The following is a 26,879-nucleotide window of genomic DNA, read 5'->3' on the forward strand; positions in this document are numbered from 1 at the left end:
GTCAGTGGGTGAGCTGCTCGTAGAGGGCGAAGGCGTCGTCGGAGGTGAGACCGTCGTGGACGACGCCGCGGACGGCCGCGAGCATCGCCGCAGGGTGCTCGGACTGGAAGACGTTGCGGCCCATGTCGACGCCGGCCGCGCCCTCCTGGATCGCGCGGTACGCGATGCGGAGCGCCTCCTTCTCCTCGACCTTCTTGCCGCCGGCGATGACGATCGGCACCGGGCAGGCGCTGGTGACGGTCTCGAACCCCTCCTCGACGTAGTACGTCTTCACGAAGGCGGCGCCGAGCTCGGCCGAGATGCGCGTCGCGAGGCGGAAATAGCGGGCGTCGCGCACCATGTCGCGCCCGACGGCGGTGACGGCGAGCACCGGGATGCCGGCGGCCTGTCCCTGATCGACGAGCGTGGTCAGGTTCTTGACGGACCGGCTCTCGTTCTCCGCCCCGACGAAGACCTGAACCGCGAGGGCGGCGGCGTCGAGCCGCACGGCGTCGTCGATGCTCACGGCCAGGTCCTCCTGGCTGAGGTCGCCGAGGACGCTGGGGCCTCCGCTGGCGCGCAGCACGACGCCTTTGCCGGCGTTCGACGGAACGGTGGTGCGCAGGGCGCCGCGGGTGCACATCAGCGCGTCCGCCTGGGGGATCAGCGGAACGATGGAGCGGTCCAGCCGCTCGAGCCCGGAGGTCGGGCCCTGGAAGTAGCCGTGGTCGAAGGCGAGCATGACCGTCTTGCCGTCGGCAGGGTCGAAGACACGGGAGAGGCGTGCGCGCATCCCCCAGTCGAGTCCGGCGGCGCCCTTCAGTGCTGCGTCGCCCGTCGGGGCGACGGCTCCGGTGAAGTCGGTTCCTTCGCGGAGGTCGTCGAGGTCAGGCATGGGTGTTCCTTTTCTTCTTGGGGGTCATGGTCAGGGAGGCGCGGAGTCGCGCCAGGCTGGAGCGGCCGGTGCCGGTCGCGGTGGCGGAGACCACCACGACGGCGACGACGAGCACGCCCTTGAGGATGTTCTGGGCGCCGACGCTCCAGCCGACGAGGTTGAGGAGGCCCGACAGCAGCACGAAGAACAGCGCACCGGTCCAGGCGCCGACGGGCACGGCGCGGCCGCCCGAGATGAGCGTCCCGCCGATCACGACGACCGCGACGGAGTCGAGCATGTACGAGGTGCCGAGGACGGTGCTCGGCGAGATGAAGGCGGCGAGCAGTCCTCCGGCGAGGCCGGCGAGACCGCCGCTCACCAGGTAGGTGATGGCGGTGACCCGCCACACCCGGATGCCCGCCCGCTCTGCGGCCCGCGGGCTCTGCCCGACGGCGAGCACCGAGAGGCCGAACCGGGTGCGCGTCAGGACAAGCGCGACGACCACCGTGATGACGGCGACGACCAGCGCGATGACCGGGATGCCCAGGATCTTCGCGTTGACGAATCCGCGCAGGACGGCGGAGGCGGAGGCGCGGTTCGCGTCGGCGAGCAGGAGCGTCGTCGACTGCACGATCAGGCTGGTCGCCAGCGTCGCGATGATCGGGGGCACCCGCAGGACCAGGATGGCGATGACGCTGATCAGCCCGGCTGCAAGCCCCGCACCGGCCCCGGCGGCGACGCCGAGCAGCGGACCGGCCGACGCGCCGACGCCGACGGAGACGTAGGACGCCATCGAGACGACGGTGCCGACGGAGACGTCGATGTTGCCGGGGCCGAGCGTGATCACGAGCATCTGCCCGAGTGCGACCAGCACCAGGAAGGGGGCGAGTGAGAGCGCCTGGGCCAGCGGGTCGAACGGCTGCGCGGGGCGGACCGCGACGATGCACAGCCAGACCGCGAGCACGCCGATCAGCGACCAGCCCCAGGCCGGCCAGTGGAACCGGGCGCGAGGCTCGGCGACGGGCGTCGAGACGGTGGGGGTCTGCGTGGACGTGGTCATCGGCTGAACCTCTCGGTGACGATGCGGCCGGCGAGGACCGCGAGGACGATCACGCCCTGTGCACCCGCCTGCATGCTCGACGGGAGCGCCACCAGGCTGAGCAGGACGGAGATCAGTCCGAGGGTGACGGCGCCCAGCGCGGTGCCGAGGGGCAGCGCCCGGCCGCCGGAGAACGTGCCGCCGCCGAGGATGACCGCGGCGATGGTGGTGAGGGTGAAGTTGCTCGCGGAGTTGATGTCGCCCGACCGGGTCTGGGCCGCGAGGAGGAGACCGGAGACCAGGATGAGCACGGCGGCGAGCACGTAGGCCGTCATGCGGGTGCGGGTCGCCGACCATCCGGCTTTGTCGAGCGTCGCCGCGCTGGAGCCCAACGCCCGCATACGAGCGCCTGCACGGGTGCGTCGCATGATCCACCACCCGGCGGTGGCCGCGAGAGCGACGAACACCAGCGGCGGCGGGACGACGGTGCTGCGCCAGGAGCCGATCGCGGTCAGCCACGCCGGAGTCGCGCCGCCGGGCGTGGGCAGCAGCTGCAACCCGATCCCGAGCCAGACGAACGACATCCCGAGCGTGACGATGATCGAGGGCACGCCGCGCTTCTGCACGATGACCGCGAGAAGCGCGTAGACGACGAGCACGCCGGCCAACATCCCGACGCCCAGCAGCGGGTCGGTCGCCAGGAGGGTCGCGGCGATCACGGTCACCAGTCCGACCAGGTTGCCGATGCCGAGGTCGATGTCGCCGACCGACATGATGATCATCTGCGCCTGAGCGGCGAAGGCGAGCGGGACGGCCGACATCAGCATCAGGCTGAGCCCGGTGACGGAGAGGATGCCCGGCTGGATGGCCGCGGCGATCGCCACGATCACCGCCAGGGCGACGAGCGAGAGAAGGGCCGGCGAGCCGTGGGCGAGGCCTGCTCGGAGCCGGACCGCGGTGGCAGGGCGACCGGCGCTCGCGGTGCGCTTCTGCCCGGTGGAGGCGGTGATGGCGGTCATCGGACGGTCCCTTCCTCGAACGAGTCGGCGATGATCCGCTCCTCGGTGTTGCTGTCGCCGGAGAGCTCCGACACGATCCGGCCGGCGCGGAGCACGTAGACCCGGTCGCAGTGCGCCATCTCGGCGTTCTCGGTCGAGTACCAGACGATGGCCCGGCCGGCCGCCGCCTCCGACTTCATCAGCGTGTAGAGCTCGCTCTTCGTCGCCACGTCCACTCCGCGGAACGGGTCGTCGAGGAGCACCAGCGCGGCGTGGGTTGCGAACGCACGCGCGACGAGGACCTTCTGCTGGTTGCCGCCGCTGAGCGCCGTGATCGGCGTCGCGGCCGCACCACGGATGCTGAGCGCGTCGATCCAGCGGGCCGCGAGCGCGCGCTTCGCTCGGCCGTCGACCACTCCGGCGGTGCTGATGCCGCGGAGTGCGGCGATGGTGAGGTTCTGGGCGACGCTCCAGAGCGGGAGGATGCCCGAGGTCTGACGGTCGCCGGGCACATAGGCGCGGCGTCGGGGAGCGTCGACTCCGCGGGTGAGGGCGCCGGCCGACCACAGCCGGCCGAGCATGCGCTCCTGACCCTGCCCGGCGAGGCCGGCGAGGCCGACGATCTCGCCGGCGCGGACGGTGAAGGGGATGCCGTCGCCGCGGATCGCCGCGACGACCTCGCCGGTGGCGCGGGCCTCAGCCGCAGCCTCGACGGCTGTGGGCGCGTGGACGTCGCCGCCCATCGCCCGCAGCAGCGAACGCTCGTCGGCCTCGGTGAACACGCCGGCGACCGCACCGTCGCGCATCACGGCGACCCGGTTGCTGTGGGCGATGATCTCGGCCATGCGGTGCGAGATCAGGAGCACGCTCACGCCGTCCGCCGTGAGCCGGTGGAGGTGCGCGTACAGCTGGTCGGCGGCGTCCACACCGAGCGACTCGGTCGGTTCGTCCAGGATGAGGAGACCGAGCCGCTCGGTGCAGAGGGCGCGGGCGATCTCCACCATCTGGCGTTGCGCCAGGGTGAGCTCGCCCACGCGGCGGACCACCGCGATCCCGTGCCCGGGGAAGACGGTGTCCAGCACCTCGCCGATGCGGCGCTCGGCGCGGCCCCGCCACCCGAACGGCGACCCGCCGCGGCGGTCGGAGAGGTACGCGTTCTCGGCGACGGTGAGGTCAGGGCAGAGCGCGAGCTCCTGGTAGACCATCCGGACGCCGGCGGCAGCAGCCGTCTCGGCATCCCAGGGGCGTCCGGGAGTCGCATCCCCGGCCGTGACCGAGCCTTCGTCGGGCTGCTCGCGCCCGGCAAGGATGCGCATCAGTGTGCTCTTGCCTGCGCCGTTGTGACCGACGAGTCCGAGGATCTCCCCGCGCTCGACGTGCAGGTCGACCCCGGTCAGCGCGCGGGTGCTCCCGTAGCGCTTGGTTACGCCGCGGGCGGCGATGGCGGCCGTCGGCCGGAGCGCGGCGGCCTCCGTCGCCTGGCCGGCGGCCGCGTGCGCGGGCGTCTGTGTGATCGTCGTGGGCATGATCGCTCCTTCGAACTCGCCGGTCGCTTCGCGCTACTTGAGCGCGGGAGCCTCGGCGTCCTTCCCGTCGGCGACGGCCGCGATGGCGGCGTTCACGCTCTTCTTGTCCCACGGGTACGCGGCGTACTCGTCGGCGGAGAGCTTGCCCGCCCAGTAGTCGAGGTCGCCCTGTCCGATCTCCAGCAGCGGGAGCACGACGGTCGACGGGACCTTCTTGCCCGCGAGGAGCTCAAGGCCGACGTAGAGGGCGGCGACGCCCTGGCCGGGGTCGGTCAGTGCGGCGAAGGAGCCGTTGCTGATGCCGCTGTCCTTCCAGAACTTCAGCGACTTGCCGTCCGTGTCGAACACCACGACCGGGTCGGGCCGGCCGGCCGACTCGAATGCCTGCACGACGCCCATCCCGCCGATGCAGCCGGGGACGGCCGCGATGGGAGGCAGCGAGCCGAGCACCGACACGATCTCCTTCTGCGCGGTCGAGCCGTCGCAGTAGCCGTTGACCTCTGCGGCGACCTTGACGTCCGGGTACTCCTTGAGGATCTCGTGCTGTCGCTTGTTGAACTCCTCCTCCGGCTGCGAGCCGATCACGCCGCGGTTGATGATGATGTCGCCCTTGCCGTTGATCGCCTTGAGGGCGGGGACGAGGGAGACCTCACCCCACTTGGCGTAGTCGTTGCGGACGATGTGCGCGCACGGCGCCTTCATGTCGGCGTCGAGCACCAGCACCGTGATGCCGGCGGTGCAGGCCTCTTCGACGGCCGGCACCAGGGCGGTGGAGGACGCAGGGATCACGATGAGCATGTCCGGCTTCTGCAGCACGAGGCTGCGGATCTGGGAGGCCTGCTCGGTCGCGCTGTTCTCGCCGGGGGCGTTGACGGTCGTGTACTTCGAGACGACGCCGTCCTTCTTGAGCTTGTCGGCCTCCTTCTCGAACTTGTCGATCAGGGTGAGCCGCCAGCCGTTGACGAAGCCGTTGCTCAGCGCGACGGAGATGCCGGACGTCTTGCCCGCTCCGTCGCCGCCGTCGCCGGCAGCGCCGGCCGAGCAGCCGGTGAGGGTGAGGGCCGCCGCGACAGCGGTGACGACGCCGATGCGGCGCCAGGATTGAAACGACATTGTTCTGCCTCCAGGGTTTCGCTTCTCTGCGAAACGGATCGTGTTCGGGGACTGCCAGGTGATTGCTTTCGGTCAACTTGTCACGTCTAACTCATCATGACAAGCTTGTAGTGACAAGACCTTAGACAGTAGCCTGGCGGAGTGTCAAGCGAGGCCCGAGCCGACGATGGAGCCGGCCGAACGAAGGGGGATGCGATGCCCGCCAACGCACTGAGCGACGCGCGGCTGGACCGGGAGGCGAAGGAGCCGCTCTGGCAGCAGCTCGTGGCCGTGCTGCGCGACGCGATCGAAACGGGCGCACTCGCCCCCGACCAGGCCCTTCCGTCCGAGGCCGACCTGATCGACCGGTACGGGGTGTCGCGCACGGTGGTCCGGGAGGCGCTGGCCGAGCTGGTGCGCCGCGGGCAGATCTACAAGATCCGCGCGAAGGGATCGTTCGTCGCGCCGCCGCGCCGCGATCTGTCCTTCATCGGATCGAACGCGGGCTCCTCGGAAGACCTCGTCGGCACCGGCCGCACGGTCGTCACGCGCATACTCTCGCTCGACGAGGGTCGGGCCGACGAACACGAGGCCGCCGCCCTCCGCGTGCCGGAGGACACCCCCGTGATCCGGATGCGGCGCCTGCGCACGGTCGACGGGACGCCGTGGCTGCTGGTGCAGACGACGCTTCCCCGCGACCGCTTCGCCGGGCTTCTCAAGGCCCATCTCGAGAACCGGTCGCTCTACGACCACCTGCGCCGCACGTACGGCGTCGCGCCGGCCGGTGCCGACCGCTGGCTGAAGGCGATCATCCCCTCTGCGGAGGAGGCGTCGCTGCTCGAGCTGCCATCCGGCGCCCCGGCGCTCGACATCGTGTCGGTCGCCTGGGATGAGGACGGCGTGCCGTTCGAGTACTACCACGCGCTGCACCGCAGCGATGAGTCGCGCTTCTACGTCGGCGTGCGCTGATCAGCGCCCCGAGCGTCCCTTCTCTTTCTCACCTCTGACCAGCGATTCCTTTGGCGATGCCGCGCGCTTCGTTGCGCCATAAGCGATTATCGATTATCGTAGCGACGGCGCCACGGAGGTCGTGCGCAGGAGAGGATCAACGATGATCAAGAGGCGAACACTGATCGCGGTCGGCGCGCTCGCTGCCGTCGGCCTGGGGCTGAGCGGATGCGCCACCGGGGGGTCGGGCCAGAGCGACGGGAAGCAGACCGTCAGCCTGCTCGTCAACGTCACTCCCAATCTCACCGAGGACTGGTGGAACACCCTCGTCGAGCCGTTCGAGAAGGCCCACCCCGATATCGACGTCAAGATCCAGAATCCCGGCGCGGAGGGCGTCGCCGCCGCCGTGCCGCGCCTCCTGGCAGCGGGTGAGGCGCCCGACGTCGTCGAGTCGCTGCCGCCCTCCACCGAGCTCGCCCCGGAGCTCGTCGACCTGTCGAAGTACGACTGGGCGACCAAGGCGCCGCTCGCCGAGCAGTACACCATCGACGGCAAGTACTACATGGCCGGCATCGGCCTCCAGGTGCAGAGTCTGTGGTTCTACAACAAGGACGCCTTCGCGGCCGCGGGCATCACCGAGACCCCCACGACCGTGGAGGAGCTCTCCGACGACCTGGCCGCGCTGAAGAAGGCCGGCTGGACGGGCATCCAGACCGGCGGCGACTGGATGTCGAGCTACGCCCTCCAGACCGTCGCGCTGCCGACGGTGGTCGCCGAGAACCACGACTGGTACCAGAAGATGAGCGACGGGAAGCTGACGTTCAGCAAGACCTACGGCGACTCGGTCCGCGAGTACGCCGACTGGATCGCCAAGGGCTACGTGAACGACGACGCGCTCGGCATCAAGTACCCCGACGCCGAGCAGAACTTCCTCGCAGGCAAGGCGGCCCTCTATCCGATGGGCAGCTGGTTCGTCGCGAGCGAGGCCGCTGCGAAGGCCCCGGCCAATATCGGGGTGTTCCGGGCGCCCGCCTTCTCCGGCACGAAGCAGCCGGCGATGGGAGCGAACATCGCGAGCCCGTACGTGATCATGAAGGAGTCGAAGCATCAGGATGCCGCGGCCGAGCTCGTGAAGTACCTGGTAACCGACAATACGGCCATCCTCGACCAGCTGAAGGTCGACGGCAACTACCGCGCCGGCTACGACTACGAGATGGGCGACCTCGGCACGGAGCTGCTGAAGATCGTCAACGACACCCCGGACGCCGCGTACACCCCGACGGGCCAGGGCTACGGGGAGCGGACGCTGCCCACCGGCTACTCGACCGAGATCAACGCCCAGACGCAGGCGCTCCTCGGCGGGACGTCCGCCGCCGACGTGAACAAGGCGATGGACGACTGGTTCACCGCGAACGTCCACTGAGACCCGACCCATGCTGACCGACAACGTTGCGCCCACCGCCCTCCGGGAACGTGCGCGCGACGCCGGGAGCCGTCGCCCCAGCGCCCGCTGGGGCGACCGGCTCGCCGGCGTGGTGATGGCCGCCCCGGCGGTGATCGTGTTCATCGCCATGTTCATCGTGCCGATGATCCTCGCGTTCGTGCTGAGCCTGACCGACTGGAACGGGTACAGCCTCCGCTTCGACTTCATCGGGTTCGACAACTACCGATTCGCTTTCCGCAACCCGCGGACGATCGACGCCGCCGTCTTCACCGCCGTCATCGCGGTGACCGGGACGATCCTCTGCAACGCCGTCGGGCTGGCCCTGGCCGCGCTCATCTCCGGACCCGGACGGGCCAACACGGTCCTCCGGACGATCTTCTTCTACCCGTACATCATCAGCGCGCTGATCATCGGCTTCCTCTGGTCGGCGCTGCTCTCGCCGCATGGGGCGGTCAACGGGCTGCTCGGCACGGTGGGCGTGGCCCCGGTGCCGTTCCTCACGGACCCGTCGTTCGCGAAGGCGACCGTCATCCTGACCATCGTCTGGGCGCACTTCGGGTTCAACATGATCCTCTACATCGCCGGTATCAAGTCGGTCCCGACCGAGTTCTACGAGGCGGCGACCGTCGACGGAGCGAGCCGCTGGCAGCAGTTCCGCAGTGTCACGGTTCCGATGATCGCGCCGGTGGTCACCGTGAACCTCGTGCTCACCCTGGTCGGGCTGCTGAAGGTCTACGACGTGGTGCTCGCGCTCACGGACGGCGGCCCCGCCGCGTCCACTCAGACGATCGTCTACCAGATCCTCAAGGACTCGTTCGCCCAGTCCCGGCTCGGACTCGGCGCAGCGCAGTCGGTCGTCCTGCTGGTCATCACGGCAGCGATCGGGCTCGCGGTGACCTTCGCCCGCCGGGGTGCAGAAAGGAAGGTGACGGACTGATGACGACATCCGTTCAGGACACCCCGACCCGCCGCCGCTCACGCCCGGCGGCCAGCGAGCGTCGCTCTCCCCTCGCGGCCCTGGTGCGCTGGATCGCTCTGGGCGCGACGGCCCTCGTGATGCTGGTGCCGCTGTACGTCCTCGTGATCAGCGCGTTCAAGCCGCAGGAGGAGATCGTCCGGCATCCGCTGGAGATCTCGCCGAGCACATTCACGCTCGAGTTCCTCTGGAACGCGATCACCAGCAGCAAGTTCAACGTCATCGCCGCCTACGGCATCACCCTGCTCTTCGTGGCGCTGGTGAACCTGTTCTGCATCCTGCTCTCAGCCCCGGTCGCGTACGTGATCGCGCGCGGGCGCCGGAAGTGGCACATGGCGCTGCTGCTGCTCTTCGTCTCCGGGCTCTTCATCCCCGGGCAGGTCACGCTGATTCCGGTCGTCTTCGTGCTGCGGGTGCTCGGGCTGATCAACACCATCCCCGGATTCATCCTGTTCGAGACCGCCGCGACCCTGCCGGTGACGATCTTCCTGTTCAGCGCGTACCTCCGCACGGTTCCGCGGGACATCGACGAGGCTGCTGCGCTCGACGGTGCAGGCCGCATCCGGATCTTCTGGTCGTGCATCTTCCCGATCATGCGGCCCGTGGTGGCGACCGTGGTGGTGCTCAACTCGATCGGGGTGTGGAACGACTTCGTCAGCCCACAGATCATTCTCGGCGCGGGGTCGGGCATCTACACCGTCACGACCGGCGTGTACGCGGCTGTCGGCGAGTTCTCCACGGACTACACCGTGGTGTTCCCCACGCTGCTGCTGGCGATCGCCCCGATCGTCGTCTTCTTCATCATCATGCAGCGGCACATCATCGGCGGCCTCGTCGCCGGGGCGACGAAGGGCTGACCGTGGAGACCATCAGAGGGGTGCCGCTCGACTCCGTGCCGGCCTGGGCGGTGCTCGAACGCCGGCTGTTCGCCGGTATCGAGGACGGCTGGCGGCTGTTCCAGCGCCGGTACACGCGAGAGGACGGCGGAATCCGCTTCCCCGCCGTCTTCACCGATCGCGACGGCGTCGACGACCTGTACGAGCCGTTCTTCAACTGGCCCGCGTTCTACCTGCTGGGCGGCAGCGACGACGTGCTCTCCGCGGCGAAGCGGCACTGGGAAGGCGTCACCGCGCAGCTCGAAGCGGCGGGGATGTTGACCGACGAGTACGAGAACGGCTACGACTGGTTCCACCAGGGGGAGTCGCTGCTGTTCTTCTACGGGCTGTGCGCCGCCGACCCCGGCGATGCCGCCTTCGCCCGGCGAGCCCGGCGCTTCGCCGAGCTGTACACCGATCCGGCCGCGGGCAACTACGACCCGGAGCGCAACATCATCCGGGCTCCGCACACCGGTGCTCTCGGCGCGCGCCCCGGACTGAACGACGTCGTGCAACCGTATTCGGCGTCGTTCGGCGAGATGCGCCGCTACGGCCTCCCGCTCGAGGACGTTCCCGGCATCGAGACCTGGGACGACCTCGTCGACCCGGCGAAGGCTCGGGCGATGGGGGAGGCCATGCAGCGCGCCGCGCGGGGCGACGTCGTCGTCAACCTCGCATCCACCGGACTCGTCGCGAACCGCTGGCTCTACGACGGAGATCCCGAGGCGGCCGCGTGGATCGACCGCTACGTCGGAGGGTGGGAGGCGCGCGCCCGTGCCAACGACGGGCTCCTCCCCGACAACGTCGCGCCCGACGGCACAGTCGGCGGCTTGCACGGAGGGCGCTGGTACGGCGGCCACTACGGCTGGACGTGGCCGCACGGCCTCCCCTCCGTCGGCATGGCCGCCGTCGTCTCCGCCCTGAACGCCGCCCTCGTCACCGGCGACGACAGCCGGCTCGACACCGCGCGGCGCGTGCTCGACGCGGTGCTCGACCATGCCGTGGTCGCGTCGGTCGCGGAGACCCCGTACAGCCTCAAGGGCGGCTGGCTGGCGCGACTCGGTGCGGACGCCGACGAGCCCGCGCTGCTCGTGCCGCACCGCTACGGGCGCGACGGCTGGTTCGACTACGCGCCGATGCCGCTGGAGCTGCCGACGTGGCTGTGGTGGTGGTCGCGGAGCGACGCCGACCGCGCGCGACTCGACCGGGTGAGGGAGGGGCTGCCCTCCGGCCCGCAGCCGGTGAAGGCTTTCCGCGACAAGGCCGAGGCCGGACACGAAGCGCCCTGGCTCGACTATCTCGACGGACGCCTCCCGGACTACCCGGAACAGGCCCTCTCGATGGCGCTCGGGCAGGTCGCGCGCAGGATCGCCCTCATCCAGCAGGACGACAGCGACCCGGCGACGGTGCACCTCCACTTCTGGCAGCGGGTGAACCCGGTCGTCACCGAGGTGCTGACCCAGCTCGTGTCGGGCGCGCCGCAGATGCTCTACAACGGCGGGCTGCCGTTCGTCGCCGTCGACTACGAGGATGCCGACGCGGCGCGACCCGGCCTCCCCGCCGACGTGGCCGCGCTCGTCACCGGGCTCGGCCGCGACCGCATCAGCCTGGAACTCGTCAACGTCTCGCCGCTGCATACACGTCGTGTGGTCGTCCGGCCGTCCCGGTTCGGGACCTCCCGCCTCGCCGGTGTGCGCTTCCGCGAGGAACCGGGCGTCGACTACCCCGGAGCGAGCACCGCCTACGCGGCGACCCGCGGGACCCCGGTCGACCGGCAGGTCGACACCGACGCCGACGGCGTGGAGATCGTCCTGCCTCCCGCGCACCGGCTCCAGCTCGAGCTCATCACCGCGCCATCGAACTCCCCCGCCCGCCATCGCGGTGCGGCGGCGCCCGACCGGATCGAACACACGAAGGAACGAACATGACCGACCTCCCCGGTGCGCTCCCGCACCCCGACTTCAGCCTCCCCGTCCGCGGAGGAGCGTACCGGCGCCCCGATGCGGAGACGATCGCCGGGTTCGACACGATCACCTCGGCGACAGCCTGCGCCAAGCTGCACGGGATGGGCATCACGCGTTCGTACGTCGACGGCCCGGTGCCGCTGAATCCAGGGCAGCGGGTCGTGGGGTCCGCCATCACGCTCCAGTTCATGCCGCAGCGCGAAGATCTCGCCTCCGGTCTCGGACAGGAGTACGTCGAGCGCCACACCGCGCTCTGGGCAGTGCTGGAGCAGGTGAAGCCGGGCGACGTGCTCGTCATCCAGGCCTACGGCAGCCGCTTCTCCGGCTGCATCGGCGACATCCTCGCCCGGTATTTCCTCCGCAAGGGCGGCGCCGGGATCGTCGTCGACGGCCGCATCCGTGACGCCGGCCGTATCCGGGAGCTGGGGCTGCCGGTCTGGTCGACGGGTACGACCCCGCACTACGCCTCGCAGACGGAGCTGTTCCCCTGGGCGTACGACGTGCCGGTCGCGGTGGGCGGCGCCCTCTGCATGCCGGGCGATGTGGTCATCGCCGACGACGACGGGCCGGTGATCGTGCCGCAGGCGATGTCGGGCGATGTGATCGAGGCCGCCCGCGACCACGAGGAGTGGGAGACCTTCAGTCGTCATCGTCTCGACGAGGGCGCACGGCTGAGCGACTACTACCCGCTCACGCCGGACACGCGACAGGAGTACGAGCAGTGGCGTTCCGCGCAGCCTTTGGCCCTCTGACCGCGACGCCGGGCGCCTCCCGCACCTTCGGGCTGGGCTGTGCGCCGATCGGCAACCTGTACCGGGATGTGGCCGACGAGGACGCGTCGGCGACGGTCCACGCCGCGCTCGACCACGGCATCCGGTTCTTCGACACCGCGCCGCACTACGGCGCCGGCGCGAGCGAGCTGCGCCTGGGGAGAGCGCTGCGGGGCGTGGACAGGGACACTGTCGCGATCGCGACCAAGGTCGGCCGCCGCATCGTCGACGCTGCGGGCGCGGCGGTCCCGGTCGGCGCGACGGGCGTGGACACTGTCGGCGACCTCAGCGCGGACGGGGTCCTCCGAAGTGTCGAGGGCAGCCTGGAACGCCTCGGCACGGACCGCATCGACCTTCTCCACCTCCACGACCCTGTCGACATCGACGAGGCGCTGCGCGTCACGATCCCGGCGATGGTCGCGCTGCGGGAGGAAGGCGTGGTCCGCGCGATCGGAGCCGGGATGGTGTGGCCGGATCCGCTCACCCGGCTGGTCCGCGAGGCGGGACTCGACGTCGTGATGATCGCCGGGCGCATCACGCTGCTGGACCGAACCGCCGAGACCGAACTGCTCCCCGCAGCGGTCGAGCGCGGTGTCGGCGTCATCGCCGCCGGCGTCTTCAACTCGGGCATCCTCGCCGACCCGGCGGGAAGTCCGTTCTTCGACTACCGGGAGGCGAGCACCGAGCTGCGCGGCCGTGCGCTCCGGCTGCAGGAGGTCTGCCGGGACCATGGTGTCGCGCTCGCCGACGCGGCGGCGCGCTATCCACTGCGCCGGCCCGGCGTCGAGGGTGTCGTCATCGGAGCGCGGACGCCGGAGGAGGTCGCCGCGTTCGCGCGGGCCGAGACGACGCCGCTGCCGGAGGGTCTGTGGGCGGCGCTGGAAGCGGTGTGAGCGCGGCCGGCCATGCCGTCGACGCGCACGTCCACCTCTGGGACACGGGGCGGTTCGCCCTCGCCTGGTTCCGGCCGGAGCTCGGCCTGCCGGTCGTCGCCCGCATCGACGACCTCGCGGAGAATGCCTGGGGCGGCGTGACGCCGGTCGGGCCGATCCGGGGCGCCATCGCTGTCCAGGCGGCCGACACCGCGGAGGAGGTGCGCTGGTTGACCGCGCTGCGGCATCCTCTCCTCACCGGGGTGGTGCTGCAGTACGACCCGGTGCTCGCGCCTGGTTCGAGGCCGCCGGCCGCCGACGGCGCCGGTACCGTCCGGGGCGTCCGCGTCGCGGTGCCCGGGCGGCGTGCGGATCTGTCGGATGTCGCCGGGCTCGATGCGCTCTGCGACGGGACCGCGGCGGCCGGCGAGGTGGTCGAGTTCCTCGTGCGGCCCGAGCAGCTCCCCGCCGTGGCGGCGCTCGCCGCACGGCATCCGACGGCGACGTTCGTGGTCTGTCACCTCGGGCTGGGTGCGGGCGATCCCGACGAGAGCTGGACCCGTGCGGTCTCCGAGGCGGCGGCCCGGCCGAATGTCGCGGCCAAGGTCTCGGGTGTCGTCACGGCTTCCGCCGCCTCGGTAGACGACGAGGACCCGGCCGGGGATTCCGGCCGGAGACTGCGTCGTGTTCTGCAGGTCGCGGTCGACGCCTTCGGAGCGCACCGCCTGCTCTTCGGCAGCGACTGGCCGATGTCCGCTCGCATCGTTCCCTACCACCAGATCGTCGCGCGGACGGCCGCAGCACTCCCGCCGCTCGGGGCCGCGGGGGATGCGGCGTTCTGGGGCGGGACGGCGCGAGAGCTCTACCGGCTCTGAGTTCTACCGGCTCTGAGTTCTACCGGCTCTGAGTTCTACCGGCTCTGATCCGTCGGCGGGTCCTCGAGGAGGGTGCCCGCCGCGTGCGCGCGGAACAGAGCGGATGCGGCGGCCGGGTCGTCGCCGTCCAGCCGATCCAGCAGGCTGCGATGCCAGTCGGCGACCTCGTGCCAGTCGCCCTCGAAGCTCGGGTCGCCCAGCACGTGCATCGAGCGCAGTCCCGGCTCGATGATGTCCCACATCCGAGGGAGATAGCTGTTGCCGCTGGCCTCGACGACCGAGCGGTGGAAGGTGAAGTCGAGCTCGCGGAAGGCGTCCAGGTCGCCGGAGTCCGCTGCGGCGTGCATCTGCTGGATGAGGTCGGCGAGGCGGGCGTGGACGGCCGGGGACAGGGTGCCGCAGGCGAGGCGCCCGGCGATGGCCTCCAGCTCCGCCCGCGCGGCCCTGGCCTGCATGAACTCCTCCTCGGAGTAGCTCGCGACGAAGTTGCCGAGATGACGCACGTGCGACACCAGCCCCTCGTGCGCGAGCTGCTTGAGGGCCTCGCGCACCGGCGCCTGGCTGACCTGCATGCGCTTGGCGAGCTGCGACTCCACCAGCTGCTCGCCCGGCGGCAGCGTCCCCTCCTTGATCATGGTCTTCATCAGTTCGTAGATCTGATCCGAGAGGAGCCCGCGCTTGAGGCCCGCGAGGGAGGTGAAGGGGTCGGTCATCGGTGGGCCTCCGCCCCAGCGACAATGGTCGAGACGTCCGCGGCGGCGGCGAGCCAGGCCTCCGCGATGATCCGCGACCCGGTCGGCGTGGGGTGGACGCCGTCGGGGACGACGGCCTCCGTTCCCAGTTCGGCCGCCGCACGCGTCATCGTCTCGTGCAGCGGCACCAGGCGCGCCCCGGTCTCGCCGGCCAGCCGGGTGACCACGGCGCGCTTCGCGTCCAGGTCATCGAGCCACGCGCGCTGCTCGTCGCGGACCGGGACGAAGTACGGCTCGACGAGCAGCAGCGATTCCGCCCGCACGGATCGCAGGAGCCGTCGGTAGGTCGCTTCGAAGGCTTCCGCGCTGGTCGGGTCATCGCTGTCGAAACGCCGCCACATGTCGTTCACACCGACGTAGACGGTGAGGACGTCGGGGTGCTCGGCCAGCACCTCGTCGTCCCACCGCCGCTCCAGGTCCACGGCCCGATCTCCGGCGATCCCCCGGTTGATCACGGTGGCATCGGCCCCCTGCGCCGTGAGTTCCTCCGCGATCATCGCCACGTAGCCGTCGCCGAGCGACCGGCCGTCGGAGCGGTCGCGCCCCGCGTCCGTGATCGAGTCGCCCGCGAAGACCAGTCGTTGCGTCATGTCGTCCCTTCGATCGGCGCGCGGCTGTGCGCGCTCGATCAGCATAATCGATAATCGCTGGATCCGCGTGGAGGCCTGCGCGAACCTGAGAGCGGGGGCCCGACGATGCGCGACCCCCGCTCCGGCGTCGGCTCAGGGGCGTGCGCCCGCCGTCCAGGGCGCTGCGCCGTACTGGAAGGCCCCCAGGCTCGGCGTCGGATCGGTCGATCCGTCGTTCACGCCGGGCAGCGGGATCGCCGCATTGCGCGCGGGCGAGGCGGCCTGCAGCCGGTAGTCGTGCGCCGCGGCATCCACGAACAGCGGATCGCCGTCGATGAGGTTGTTCGACAGCACGAGACCGCCGTCCGTCGCCCCGGCGAGACCGGTGATCGGACCGATGTTGTTGTAGATCTTCGTCCCGGTCGACTGGCCCGCCTCCTTCACGTAGAAGAGCGTCATCCCGCCGGTGTTGTTGTAGAGGAGATTGTCGTGGGACCCGGTGCCCAGGCCGTTCAGCTCCACGGTCCCCTCGTGGTTGCCCCATCCGACGTTGTTGTCGACCTGGAGGTCGCTCATCCCGTTGTCGGCGTAGATGCCCGAGATCCCGAACGGGTACACGCCGCCCGGGCGGGGATCCGGATCGTGGAGGACATTGTGGTCGATGCGGGTGCCTTCCATGTGCGACGAGCAGCACGAGTAGATCGCCGCCGTGTCGACGCTCAGCGTGGCGTGGCCGGAGATGTCGTTGTACGCGATGCGATCGGGTCCGGCGGTGGTCCCGGCGACGCCGTTCCACTGCAGGTTGATGCCGCTCCGGCCGGTCCGGGCCATCGTGTTGTGGGTCACCGTCTGGCTGTGGCCCTGAACGGCGACCGCGGCGGCGTAGGTCCCGGCGTAGTCCACGTCCGTGATCACGTTGTCGATCGCGGTGTTCCCGTACCCTCCCAAGGACACGCCGTTGCCTGCGCTGTACTGCAGACGGCTGTTCTTGATCGTGTTGCCGGTGCCCTTCAGCACGATTCCGCTCGTGGTCACGCCACGTGTCACGTTCGACCCGCAGTCCGTCGCGCCCTGTGTCACGTCCCAGTAGTGGCTGAGGTATTTCCCGTCGATGCCGTCCAGCACCACTCCCGTGCTGGTATCCCCAGTGCGGATCGTCGCGCCGAACAGCCCGATGCCGGCGACATGGACGTTGCTGACGGCGGAGAGGTCGAACGCCAGGTCGCGGACCTTGGCCTCGATGCGGTGCCCGTTCGGGTCGTCGTCGCTGTACAGGTAGAGGCGCTTGGCCTGGGCGTCGTAGAAGTACGATCCGGGATGCCCGAGCTCGCCGATCTTGCCGGAGAGGCGGAACCAGGTGTCCGTCGGCACGACCTTGTGAACGCACGGCGGGGCGGTCGTCAGCGTGACGGAGCCGACGGTCGAGCTCGCGACCGTGCCTGTCGCCGTCACGTACCAATACGACGTGAGCGCGCGCGCTCCGTTCCAGTAGCCGGCCGGGCGGGTCAGCGTGGAGTCGACGATGGTCGCATCGGCGGTGCCCGCGTCCGCACGCTCCACCACCGGGTCGAGCAGGTCAGACCCGGGGAACGGGTACGACGCCTCGATGTCCATCGTGCCGTCGGTGAACACCTGGGCCTCCCCGCCGGCGTCTCCGAGGTCGGCGGCGACGCTGTAGACCTTGCCTGCCGCGACCGCCTGGCTGAACAGGGAGTTCGCCGCGAACGGGTCGGTGGCGACCACCGCATCCAGCTGTGCCTGGTCGACCGGCGCGAATCCGGTGAGCTGCTCGGCGCCGCTGACCACGACGTTCGCACCGGGCGCCGCCGCGAACGTGATGGGCTGGCTGCCCGTTCCCGAACGCGGGGGCGTGACCGTCTCCTCGTAGGTGCCCGATTGGATCACGCACGTGTCGCCGGGCTGCGCCTGGTCCGCGCATTCCTGGATGCTGGGCAGCGGCGTCTGCAGCGATCGTCCGTTGCCGACGCGCGCGGCGCCCTCGGAGACGTACAGGGTCTTGCCGTGGCCGGGATGGTGTCCTGGTGGGGGAGCCGCCGCAGCGGGAGTGGCTGCGGTGATGGCCAGTGCGAGGACGGCTGCGGCTCCGGCGCCGGCGAGACCGGCGCTCCGCGAGCGGGCACGAGTGAATCCGAGCATCATTGCTCCAATCGATAGTGAGTAATCGATAATCTAGGATTCAGCTTCTCTGCCGTCAAGGCGTCCCCTGAGTCAGTCCGTCTCGACGTCGACGATCGATGCGGGGAGGGAGGACTCCCGCACACGCAACTCCGGCCCGAGCTTCACGCGGTGTGCCGGCCGCCCCGGGCCGCCTTCCAACCGTGCGATCAGGAGGTCCACGGCCTCGCGCCCGACGAACTCTTTAGGCGGCCGGACGGCGCTGAGGGGCGGATCGCCGAAACGGGCCACCTCGTCGTCGTAGGCGACGATCGCGAGATCGTGGGGCACCCGCACGTCGCGGTCGATCGCGTGCTGCTCCAGGGCGATCGCCTGCGGATCGGGGAGGACGACGACCGCGGTTGTGCCGGTGCTGCGGATGACCTCGAGCGCTTCGTCCAAAGCCCGCTCCCGGCCCGGAACATCGAAACGGATGCCATCGATCCTCGCGACATCGCGGGGCAGGCCGAGCGACTCCAGCGCTGACCGCCAGCCGAGGCGGACGTAGCGACCGGTCGGCGTCCCGCTCTCGGTGAGCAGGCCGATGCGCGTGTGGCCGGCCTCGTGAAGGTGCCGCACCGCCAGGGCCGCACCCGCCGCGTGGTCGGAGGAGACGCTGTCCAGCCGCCCGGCCGCCGCGTTGGACACTCGGCGCTCCGCGAGCACGACGGGGACCGGCAGGGTGTCGAGCCACCTCAGGACCTCCATCGCATCCGCACCGGTGGTGTCCGGGGCGACGATGAGTCCGTGCAATCCCGGTGCCGTGAGCAGCGCCTCGATCTGCCGACGGGTGTCCCGAGCATCGTAAGTGGATGCCCGCAGCAGCAGCGAGGCGCGCCGCTGCGCCGCCTGGGCACGCGCGCCGTTGACGACGGCCGGCCAGTAGTAGTCGAGGGAGGGCACCACCATGCCGATCGTGTATTTCGCCGGCATCGGCGCGACGGACGAGCGCGGTCCGGCGTCCAGGGCGCTGCGCAGGGTCGCACCGCCGTGCACCCGGGTCACCAATCCCTGCTGCGCGAGCGTGTTGATGTCGCGGCGCACGGTCAGCTCGCTGACGCCGAGCTGACCGGCGAGGACGCTGACGCTCACGGCGCCCCGCGCGCGGAGTTCGTCCAGGATCCGCTCGCGTCGCTGGATGGCGTACAGGGGCTCCCGGCGGGTCATCCGATCTCCTCGACGACCGTGGTGAGCGTTCCCACCGCGACGGGGAGGGTGTACGAGATGCGGGTGAGCGACGGCCCCCACACCGTGCAGAGCTCGGGGTCGTCGAGCAGCCACTCCTCCAGCGTCGGCTCGGCACCCTCCGCTGTGATGGCGATGCCCCGGCCGTCCGCGCGCACGATCACGCGGTCACCCGACGCGTCCACCGCGCCGGCCGCGATCAGGTGCAGCATGGCCGCAGGGTGGGCGGGATGTGAGGCGAGCCGCCAGCTGTCCGTCACCTCGATCCGGCGCGGGGACGCGAAGCGGAAGGTCCGTCGCCACGACTCGCCCGCCTCCAGCGGGTAGGCCGCGCTGAGGTCGAGTTGCAGCTCGATCGGTGACTCGGAGGCCGGATCGGTCGGTGCCGGATGGGTCGCTTCCGGCTCGCCGGCCGGCGCACGCCCGACGACGTGCGCGCGGAAGGCGGGCCCCTCGCCCTGTTCGAGTCCGTGCGGGGCCGGTGCGTTGTGCCAGCCGCTCTGCATCGCGCGGATGCGATAGCGATCCGGGCTGAACGTCTCGCGCGTGTAGGTCGGCTTGCCGATGTCGACGAGCAGGGGCCGCCCGCCGGACGCGACGATGAAGGATCCCAGATCCTTGTGGTTGTGGTTCTCGTCGTTCGTCCCGCCCTTGGCGGCGAGCGTGAGACCCGAGGCGTCCCCTGCGCGGTCGCGGCAGACGAGCACCTGGACGGACGGGAGCCAGACCGAGCGGGGAAGCGGCGCGTCCGCGGGCGCGGCGTCGCGCCACTCCGGGTCGGCGATGGCGCGGACCAGCCGGGGCAGACCGCCCGTGACCGGCGCGACGGGACGACCCGGGCGGCGACCGCCGCAGGCCCAGTCGGCGACCCGGCCGTCGCCGTTCCGCAACGCCCAGCGGAACGGCAGTTGCCAGGGCTCCTCGTGCCGGCTGCGGGCCCAGCCGTCCGCGACGTTCACGTACCAGTCGTCGCCGAGCTGCATCCGCATCGGGAAGCGCAATACCTCGGCGACGAGGGGCATCCCGCCGGCGTCCAGGTCGCCGTCGGTGAGTTGCGCGACGAGGCCGAGCAGCTCCAGCATCCGGCCTGCGCCGTTCCACCAGTAGGCGACGCCCTCGTCGATCGCGCCGTCCGTCGGAAGCGTCGCCACGTAGCGGTCCAGGCTGTCGAGGGCTCGGGCGGCCATCCTCGCCACGCGCTCCGGGTCGTCGAGCAGCAGCACCGCAGCCAGCAGCACATTGCCGAGGATCCACGGATTCCAGTTGTTGACCTCTCGCCAGTAGCCCAGCCACCAGAAGTCGTCGCGTGTCTCGAACGGAGTGAACACCCGGGCCTCGGCCTCCGACCGGATTCGCTCGCTCAGCCCGGGCCACGCCTGCTCCCACTCCCCTCCGAGCACGCGATCTGCGACGGCGAGCTGGGCGACGACCTCGCCCGCGGCGAGGTCGAGGTACGGCGCCGAAACGTCGGGCAGGACGAAATCCCGGCGGGCGTGCGCATCGTCGTGGGCCGGGAGCGACCAGGTGCTCTGCTCACAGAGAAGGACGGCACCGTCGGCCGCCTCGTCGAGCCACACCGAGGAGCGGGTCGCCGCCGCGAGGACGACGGCTCGGGTGAGCCGATGTCGGCGGGAGTCGACGGCGATCTCGTACTGCCTGCGGTCGCCGTCTCGCACGTAGCGGGCGAACAGCGTGGCGGTCGCGTCGACCCACGGCCGCGGGAGGTCGCCCTCCGCGTCCACCCGGAGGTGTTCGATCGTGAACGGGTCCACACCGTCCCAGACCCGCCGGTCGCCCGATGCCGGGATGCCGGTCCGACGTCGCAGCCCTTCCGTGCCTTCCCGGAGGAAGCGCTCGCGGAGCGCGGGTTCGCGCATCCGCTCGCCCCACTGGGCGAACAGGGGTCCGGAGAACGCTGTGACCCGTACATCGGCCGGGGGCCTGGTATGAGCGCTCACGCGGGCGAGGGGGGTCGGATGCGTGCCTGTCGCCGTCGAACGATTCACCGTCGAGTTCCTCCCTGAGCGTCCGTCCGTGATGGATTGTGTTCGAACGTGATCGCTTTGTTCGCTTGAGACGGCCCCGAGTATGTACTGGTCGTGGCGGGCGCGCAACCGTGCTGCGACCCGCCACGACAGAAGGGCGGGCCGGGACACGATGGCGAGGAAGGACTCTCCGCACGCGCTCGTGGTCATGGCGCGAGACGTCTACGAGCATCAGTTCGACGTCGCGCGGCTGGCGCGGCTGCGCCGGATCGCCCGCGTGGAGGAGCCGGTCTTCACCGATGACCTCGAGGATCCCGCCATCGTCGAGCGTCTGTCGACCGTCGAGGTTCTGCTCACCGGATGGGGTGCACCACGGCTCGATGCCGCACGGCTCGATCGGATGCCGCGGCTCCGCGCCATGCTGCACTGCGCGGGCAGCGTTCGCCCTCAGGTGACGGAGGCGTTCTGGGAGCGCGGGATCCGCGCGACGTCCGCGGCGGAGGTCAACGCGGTGCCCGTCGCCGAGTTCACGCTCGCGGCGATCATCTTTGCCGGAAAGAAGGCGCCATTCATCGCGGCGGATGCCTCGACGCACGGCGACAACGGCCTCCACATCACCCGGTACGGGGAGCTGTCGAACCTCGGCCGGACGATCGGCGTCGTGGGGTTCAGCCGCGTCGGGCGCCGGGTGGTCGAACTCGTCCAGCAGCTCGGCGACGTCACCTGTCTGGTCGCCGATCCGTACGCCGATCCCGCCGGGATCGCGGCGGCCGGCGGGGTGCCGGTCGCCCTGGACGACCTTCTGCCGCGGGTGGATGTGCTCTCGCTGCATGCGCCGGAGCTCCCGGCGACCCGTCACCTGATCGGATCGGCCGAGCTCGCGGCGCTTCCCGCACATGCCACTCTGATCAATACGGCCCGCGGGAGCCTCGTCGACACGGCCGCGCTCGAGCGCGAATGCGTCTCCGGCCGGCTCAACGCGATCCTCGATGTCACCGACCCGGAGCCGCTTCCGGCCGACTCGGTCCTGCACCGCCTGCCGAATGCGATGGTGACACCGCATCTTGCGGGGTCGCTCGGATCGGAGCTCAAGCGGATGACCGACGCCGCGCTCGACGAGCTGGAACGATTCGCCGGCGGTCGCCCCTTCCGCGACGAGGTGACGAGGGAGGACCTGCTGCTCAGCGCCTGAGCCGCACCCGCATCGTCAGCGCGTGATGCGTCACGGTCAGCGTCGCCGCGATCACCGAGCCGTTGGGGTCGCCGTCGAGCTGGATCTCCTGCGGCTCCTCGAACCGCACCTGCAGCTTGCGGGCCTGCGCGTACCGGATCGCCCGCGGCTCGGGTGTCAGGCGGCCGACGAACCGGCCGAACCCGGTCCGGTGGAGCAGGCGGTTGAAGGTGAGGCGGTAGCCGATGTTCGTCCAGCCCGCGCCGCGTCCGGGCCGCAGGATGACGGCGTCCAGCATCCCGTCGTCGATGGTCGCGGCCGGGATCAACAGCAGCCCGGCGGTGAGGCTGCCCGAGTTCCCGACGATGACGGTGTGAGCGCGGGTCGACACCTCCGGCTCGTCGTCCAGGCGGAAGGTGAGGTCGAACTGCCGGTTGCCGAGGATGCTGCGGGCGATCGGGTCCGAATACGCCAGCCAGCCGATCCGCTTCTTCAGCTCCTGATTGGTCTTCGCTGCCATCTGGGCGTCGAGCCCGATCCCGGCCATGACGAGGAACGCGCGCTCCACCAACTCGCCGTTCGGCCGTTCGAGCGTCGCCAGACCCAGATCGACCGGTCGGTCGCGGCCGGTGAAGGCGACGGTGACGGCCGCGCGCAGGTTGTTCAGCGGCAGGCCCAGCTCGCGGGCGAACAGGTTGCCGGTGCCCGACGGGATGAGGCCGATCGGGATGCCCGTGCCCGCCAGAGCCTCCGCGGCCGCTCGCAGCGTTCCGTCGCCGCCCGCGACGACGATCAGCTCGGGCTCGGATGCGGCCGCATCCAGGACGGCGGCGCGCCCGTCGTCGGCCGCGCTGGTCTCGAACCACGCCGAATCCGCCCATGCGCCCGCGGACTCCTCCGTGGCGACGGCGGTGCGCAGGGCGGCGACCTGGACCTTGCTCGGGTTGAACACGACCGCCGCCCGCCGAGCCGGCATCGACGGGATCAGGTCAGAGCTCACTCGACCACCGTACGCGGAAGCGGGCCCCGGGAAGCGACCATGGCCGCACGCGTCGACGGGAGCCCGGTGTCGGGTCACCGAGCCCCCGTCTCGCGGGAGTCGCGCGACTCCCTGGTCTGCGACAGCTCGGGTGCGTCGCATCCCACTGTTGATACGCCTGCCGCGGCGGGACCCGGATGGCGGCGTACCCGAACGACGGTCACCCGGGCCCGACCCGGGTGATGCGCCGAAAGAATTCGGGGACAGCATCGCCGGGGTCTGGGGCGAACCCTCATATGTTCGCACCGATGTCGCCGGAACACTAGGGGAAAGTTCGCCCGTGAGCGGGACGTGCGACCAGAGCGGCGAATGCCACCACCGCGGCTCCCGCCAGCAGAAGCGCGACGGGCGCTACGCTGCCGCGCCCTGAGGTCGCGATGAGAACGCCGCCCATCGCGGAGCCGGCGGCGATCCCGATGTTCAGGACCACGACGAAGAGGCCGGTCGCCGTCGGGCGGAACGTCGCAGACGCCGTCCTCGCCACCCGCGCTTGGAGGACAGGAGGCAGGCCGCCGATCCCGAACCCGACGAGCGCGGTGCCCGCCGCAGCCAGCGGCTGAGGGAGTCCGGATGCCGGCGCGATGGTGATCAGCAGGATCCCAGCCGGCACGGCGGCGACCAGGGCAAGCAGCGCGGTCGCCGGATACCGGTCGCTCAGCGCTCCGCCGAGGAGGAGTGCGACGGCGCCGGCGAGGCCGGCCATGAGCAGCACGGTACCGACACCGTCCGGCCCGATCCGGGCAGCGCCCAGCACCGGCACGATGTACGCGTACAGGGTCATGTACCCCGTCAACAGGAGCGCGCCTGCCGAGAGGAGCGCGGCCACCGGGATCGCCGAGCGATCGAGGGAGCGGGTCCGCGCCCCTCCCGTAGCTGCTCCCGGCAGCCGGGGAAGGCCCATGGCGAGCACGAGGGCGGAGACGATCACGAGGCCGGCCGCGCCCAGGAAAGCCCATTGCCACGCACCCGCCGCGGCCAGGGCGGCGCCCGCCGGGACCCCGAGGACGGAGGCGAGGGTTCCGCCACCGAGGACGATGGCCATGGCCCGGCCCAGCCGTTCTGGCGGGGTCAGCATCGGAACGTATGCGAAGACGACCGACCACGACACGGCGGCCGCGAGCGCCGAGACGAGGCGTGCCACGACCACGACGGCGAAGACGGGGACGACGGCGACGACGACGGTCGCGACCGCGAGCACGGCGAGCGAAACGACCAGCAGCGGCTTGCGGGGCACGTGCCGGGTGACCTGCATGGCGGGCACCGTGCCGATGACGATCGTCACGGCCCACACCGCGACCAGCGCGCCAACGGCTGATGCGTCGACGCCGAGGGTCGAGGACATCCCGAGGATGAGCGCGGGAGGGAGGAGTTCGGTGCTGACGGAGGCGAACAGGGCGAGGCCGAGGCCGAGCAGAAGCGGCGTCCGCGTGCGGGCGGTCGAAGACGAGGCGATGCTTGCCGGGGATGCTGTCATGCTCGTACCGTAAACATTGACATCGATGAGAAGGTCAAGAGGATGGGGAGGAACGGCATGAGAATCGGTGAGCTCTCCCGGCGCACGGGTGTCGTCACCCGTCTCCTGCGCTACTACGAGGAGCAGGGGCTCCTCGAGTCGACGCGGTCGCCCAACGGATATCGGGACTACGCCGAAGAGGAGGTCGACACCGTCCTGCGGATCCGCGGCCTGCTCGCCTCGGGGATGACGACCCGGCTCATCCGCATGCTCCTCGACATGGAGGGCGTGCGGGGAACCGTGTCCGCCGCTCAGTGCACCCGGACGGTCGCCGGAGAGGTTGCGGAGGAACTCGCCCGCGTCGAGGAGCGGTTGCGCTGCCTCTCGCAGAGCCGCGAAACGATGCGGGAGTGGCTCACGACGGCCGGCTATCCGGAACTCCTCGGCCAACCGGCCTGACGGATCGGCGGTCGCGTGGGGCTGCTCAGACCTCGTCGGCGGGCGCCCGCAGCCCGGCCAGCAGGATGCGCACCATGCGGTCGGCTCGCGGCGAGACCCCGCCCTTCGGGCCGGCGCCGTGGCAGAGGTTGGCGACGGCGCCGAGCAGCTCGGCCGCATCCACCTCCTGCTCGATGTCGCCGGCCGCCCGCGCCGCGGCGAGGAGGCGATCGAGCGTCGGGCTGAGGTGTGTGGAGAAATAGTCGGCCAGCGGCTCGTAGGCGGGGTCGCCGGAGTGGAGCGCTGCGGCGAGGCCGCGCTTCGTGCCGACGAACTGCGTGTAGCGCATGATCCAGCGATCCAGCGCCTCGCCCGGCGGGTAGGTCGCCTCGATCTCGGTCGCCGCGTCGGCGCAGGCGTCGATCTCGGCGCGGAAGACCGCCGAGATGAGGTCCGACCGCAGGGGGAAGTGCCGGTAGAGCGTCCCGACGCCGACGCCCGCACGGTCGGCGATGGCGCGCACGGGTGCCTCCACTCCGGACTCGGCGAAGACCGCCTTCGCGGCCTCGGTCAGCGCGGTGACGTTCTGGCGGGCGTCGGAGCGCTTCGGCCGGTTCGCCGCGGGCGCGACGGCGTCCGAGGTCGCCGAGGTGCGGGTGCTGGCGGCCATGGCGACTCCTCCGGTGGCAGGCTGAAACGACGGGTGTTGTAAGTGGAACACTGTTCCGGTACAGTTCGACGTATCCGGAGTGACGTTCCGCTTCTTCGGATTCTAGAGCACGGCAGACGCCCGTGCCACGGCCTCATCACATCTGGAGCAGAAGCAATGCAGTATCGAACTCTCGGCCGCACCGGCATCAAGGTCAGCCCGTACGCGCTCGGCGCGATGATGCTCGGGGCGCTCGGAAACCCCGATCGCGCGGACGGTGTCCGCGTCATCCACCGCGCGCTCGACGCCGGCATCAACTTCATCGACACCGCGGACCGCTACGGCGACTCCGAGGAGGTCGTCGGCGAGGCCATCGCCGGCCGCCGCGACGACGTCGTGCTCGCCACCAAGTTCTGGGGACCGGTCGACGATGACATCAATCACCGCGGCGCATCCCGGCGCTGGATCATGCAGGCCGTCGAGCGCTCGCTCCGGAACCTGAAGACGGACCATATCGACCTCTACCAGCTGCACCGACCGGACCCGGACACCGACATCGACGAGACCCTCTCCGCACTCACCGACCTGGTGCGGCAGGGCAAAGTGCGGGCGATCGGCTCGTCCTCGATGCGCGGCTCGGAGATCGTCGAGGCGCAGTGGATGTCGGAGCGCCGCGGCTACGAGCGGTTCCGTACCGAGCAGCCGAACTACTCCATCCTCGACCGTGAGATCGAGCGCGAGATCCTCCCGGTCGCCCAGCGATACGGCATGGGAACCCTCGTCTACAGCCCGCTGGCCGGTGGAACGCTCACCGGCCGCTACCGGGCCGGAGGCGAGAACGACAACTTCCGGTCGACCCGGACGGGGATGCGTCACTTCCGCGACGAGCGCCGGCTGGCGGCGGTCGAGGAGCTCATCCAGCTCTCCGACGAGGTGGGCGTGAAGCTCACCCACCTGGCCATGGCCTTCGTCATCGCGCACCCGGGCGTCACCTCGGCGATCGCGGGACCGCGCACGATGGAGCAGCTGGAGGACACGCTCGCCGGGGTGGATGTCGCACTGTCGGACGACGTGCTCGACCGGATCGACGCGATCGTGCCGCCCGGCGAGAGCATCGGGGCGATGGACATGGTCTACCGCGGCCCCGAGGTCGGCGACGCGTCTCTCCGCCGTCGTCCGGCCGCCGCGCGATCGGCGGCATAGCGCTCCGTGCCCACGAGGGGGCCGCGCA

General features: G+C 70.7%; 24 protein-coding genes. 11 read left to right on the forward strand and 13 right to left on the reverse strand.

What is annotated here, in order from left to right:
* Position 1: 1 nt before the first annotated feature.
* From lsrF to BLR91_RS19630, 5 genes are read right to left on the reverse strand one after another with little or no spacing between them, the layout of a single operon-like run.
* Positions 2–874: a 3-hydroxy-5-phosphonooxypentane-2,4-dione thiolase gene (gene lsrF, locus BLR91_RS19610; RefSeq protein ID WP_089878684.1), complete on the reverse strand. Its 873-nt coding sequence runs from the start codon at positions 872–874 to the stop codon at positions 2–4.
* Positions 867–1,913: an ABC transporter permease gene (locus BLR91_RS19615; protein WP_089878682.1), complete on the reverse strand. Its 1,047-nt coding sequence runs from the start codon at positions 1,911–1,913 to the stop codon at positions 867–869. The genes lsrF and BLR91_RS19615 overlap by 8 nt, the downstream gene beginning before the upstream one ends.
* Positions 1,910–2,911: an ABC transporter permease gene (locus tag BLR91_RS19620; protein ID WP_089878679.1), complete on the reverse strand. Its 1,002-nt coding sequence runs from the start codon at positions 2,909–2,911 to the stop codon at positions 1,910–1,912. The genes BLR91_RS19615 and BLR91_RS19620 overlap by 4 nt, the downstream gene beginning before the upstream one ends.
* Positions 2,908–4,416: a sugar ABC transporter ATP-binding protein gene (locus BLR91_RS19625; RefSeq protein ID WP_089878676.1), complete on the reverse strand. Its 1,509-nt coding sequence runs from the start codon at positions 4,414–4,416 to the stop codon at positions 2,908–2,910. Before BLR91_RS19625 ends, BLR91_RS19620 begins: the two co-directional genes overlap by 4 nt.
* A 33-nt stretch (positions 4,417–4,449) precedes the next feature.
* A complete protein-coding gene (locus BLR91_RS19630; RefSeq protein ID WP_089878673.1) occupies positions 4,450–5,529 on the reverse strand; it encodes a substrate-binding domain-containing protein in 1,080 nt (359 codons plus the stop codon).
* 195 nt (positions 5,530–5,724) lie between these two features.
* Between BLR91_RS19630 and BLR91_RS19635 the strand changes: the two genes are divergently transcribed.
* The 8 genes from BLR91_RS19635 to BLR91_RS19670 all read left to right on the forward strand — a co-directional run bounded on the left by BLR91_RS19635 (position 5,725) and on the right by BLR91_RS19670 (position 14,232).
* Positions 5,725–6,477, forward strand: a complete 753-nt coding sequence (locus BLR91_RS19635) for a GntR family transcriptional regulator (RefSeq protein WP_197674303.1) — start codon at positions 5,725–5,727, stop codon at positions 6,475–6,477.
* Positions 6,478–6,619: 142 nt separating this feature from the next.
* A complete protein-coding gene (locus BLR91_RS19640; protein ID WP_089878670.1) occupies positions 6,620–7,879 on the forward strand; it encodes an ABC transporter substrate-binding protein in 1,260 nt (419 codons plus the stop codon).
* Between the two features lie 10 nt (positions 7,880–7,889).
* A complete protein-coding gene (locus BLR91_RS19645) occupies positions 7,890–8,837 on the forward strand; it encodes a carbohydrate ABC transporter permease (RefSeq protein WP_089878666.1) in 948 nt (315 codons plus the stop codon).
* The gene (locus tag BLR91_RS19650; RefSeq protein WP_089878663.1) at positions 8,837–9,733 is read left to right on the forward strand and encodes a carbohydrate ABC transporter permease; all 897 of its coding nucleotides are present in this window, start codon (positions 8,837–8,839) and stop codon (positions 9,731–9,733) included. Before BLR91_RS19645 ends, BLR91_RS19650 begins: the two co-directional genes overlap by 1 nt.
* 2 nt (positions 9,734–9,735) lie before the next feature.
* Positions 9,736–11,679: a hypothetical protein gene (locus tag BLR91_RS19655; protein ID WP_231918755.1), complete on the forward strand. Its 1,944-nt coding sequence runs from the start codon at positions 9,736–9,738 to the stop codon at positions 11,677–11,679.
* Positions 11,676–12,467 (forward strand): ribonuclease activity regulator RraA, encoded by a 792-nt coding sequence (locus BLR91_RS19660; RefSeq protein ID WP_089878658.1) that lies wholly within the window; start codon positions 11,676–11,678, stop codon positions 12,465–12,467. The genes BLR91_RS19655 and BLR91_RS19660 overlap by 4 nt, the downstream gene beginning before the upstream one ends.
* Positions 12,437–13,378: an aldo/keto reductase gene (locus BLR91_RS19665; protein ID WP_089878654.1), complete on the forward strand. Its 942-nt coding sequence runs from the start codon at positions 12,437–12,439 to the stop codon at positions 13,376–13,378. The genes BLR91_RS19660 and BLR91_RS19665 overlap by 31 nt, the downstream gene beginning before the upstream one ends.
* Entirely contained in the window at positions 13,375–14,232 is an 858-nt protein-coding gene (locus tag BLR91_RS19670) for an amidohydrolase family protein (protein WP_157694704.1), read from the forward strand. Before BLR91_RS19665 ends, BLR91_RS19670 begins: the two co-directional genes overlap by 4 nt.
* Before the next feature lie 35 nt (positions 14,233–14,267).
* Here the strand turns inward: BLR91_RS19670 and BLR91_RS19675 are convergent, their stop codons facing one another.
* From BLR91_RS19675 to BLR91_RS19695, 5 genes are all read right to left on the reverse strand, one after another.
* Positions 14,268–14,945 carry a GntR family transcriptional regulator gene (locus BLR91_RS19675; RefSeq protein ID WP_089878647.1) on the reverse strand — a complete coding sequence of 226 codons (678 nt, stop codon included), beginning with the start codon at positions 14,943–14,945 and terminating at the stop codon, positions 14,268–14,270.
* Entirely contained in the window at positions 14,942–15,574 is a 633-nt protein-coding gene (locus BLR91_RS19680; RefSeq protein WP_089881682.1) for an SGNH/GDSL hydrolase family protein, read from the reverse strand. Before BLR91_RS19680 ends, BLR91_RS19675 begins: the two co-directional genes overlap by 4 nt.
* 132 nt (positions 15,575–15,706) lie before the next feature.
* A complete protein-coding gene (locus tag BLR91_RS19685) occupies positions 15,707–17,713 on the reverse strand; it encodes a right-handed parallel beta-helix repeat-containing protein (protein ID WP_231918756.1) in 2,007 nt (668 codons plus the stop codon).
* 69 nt (positions 17,714–17,782) lie between these two features.
* The gene (locus BLR91_RS19690; RefSeq protein ID WP_089878644.1) at positions 17,783–18,895 is read right to left on the reverse strand and encodes a substrate-binding domain-containing protein; all 1,113 of its coding nucleotides are present in this window, start codon (positions 18,893–18,895) and stop codon (positions 17,783–17,785) included.
* Positions 18,892–20,790, reverse strand: a complete 1,899-nt coding sequence (locus BLR91_RS19695) for a heparinase II/III domain-containing protein (protein WP_157694703.1) — start codon at positions 20,788–20,790, stop codon at positions 18,892–18,894. Before BLR91_RS19695 ends, BLR91_RS19690 begins: the two co-directional genes overlap by 4 nt.
* Positions 20,791–21,070: 280 nt before the next feature.
* Here BLR91_RS19695 and BLR91_RS19700 point away from each other — a divergent pair, with 280 nt between their 5' ends.
* Positions 21,071–22,090, forward strand: a complete 1,020-nt coding sequence (locus BLR91_RS19700) for a hydroxyacid dehydrogenase (RefSeq protein ID WP_089878639.1) — start codon at positions 21,071–21,073, stop codon at positions 22,088–22,090.
* Here BLR91_RS19700 and BLR91_RS19705 read toward each other — a convergent pair.
* Together BLR91_RS19705 and BLR91_RS19710 are read right to left on the reverse strand one after the other, a co-directional pair.
* Positions 22,080–23,069 carry a diacylglycerol/lipid kinase family protein gene (locus tag BLR91_RS19705; RefSeq protein ID WP_231918757.1) on the reverse strand — a complete coding sequence of 330 codons (990 nt, stop codon included), beginning with the start codon at positions 23,067–23,069 and terminating at the stop codon, positions 22,080–22,082. The two genes, BLR91_RS19700 and BLR91_RS19705, sit on opposite strands and share 11 nt — an antisense overlap.
* Before the next feature lie 301 nt (positions 23,070–23,370).
* Positions 23,371–24,582: an MFS transporter gene (locus BLR91_RS19710; RefSeq protein ID WP_089878635.1), complete on the reverse strand. Its 1,212-nt coding sequence runs from the start codon at positions 24,580–24,582 to the stop codon at positions 23,371–23,373.
* Between the two features lie 57 nt (positions 24,583–24,639).
* Between BLR91_RS19710 and BLR91_RS19715 the strand changes: the two genes are divergently transcribed.
* A complete protein-coding gene (locus BLR91_RS19715; protein WP_089878632.1) occupies positions 24,640–25,020 on the forward strand; it encodes a MerR family transcriptional regulator in 381 nt (126 codons plus the stop codon).
* A 25-nt stretch (positions 25,021–25,045) separates the two neighbouring features.
* On the opposite strand, the gene BLR91_RS19720 is transcribed toward BLR91_RS19715, so the two are convergent.
* The gene (locus BLR91_RS19720) at positions 25,046–25,669 is read right to left on the reverse strand and encodes a TetR/AcrR family transcriptional regulator (RefSeq protein ID WP_089878629.1); all 624 of its coding nucleotides are present in this window, start codon (positions 25,667–25,669) and stop codon (positions 25,046–25,048) included.
* 156 nt (positions 25,670–25,825) lie between these two features.
* Between BLR91_RS19720 and BLR91_RS19725 the strand changes: the two genes are divergently transcribed.
* Positions 25,826–26,851, forward strand: a complete 1,026-nt coding sequence (locus tag BLR91_RS19725; RefSeq protein WP_089878626.1) for an aldo/keto reductase — start codon at positions 25,826–25,828, stop codon at positions 26,849–26,851.
* The last annotated feature ends 28 nt before the right edge of the window (positions 26,852–26,879 follow it).

The organism is Leifsonia sp. 466MF (genome assembly GCF_900100265.1).
GTDB lineage: Bacteria > Actinomycetota > Actinomycetes > Actinomycetales > Microbacteriaceae > Leifsonia.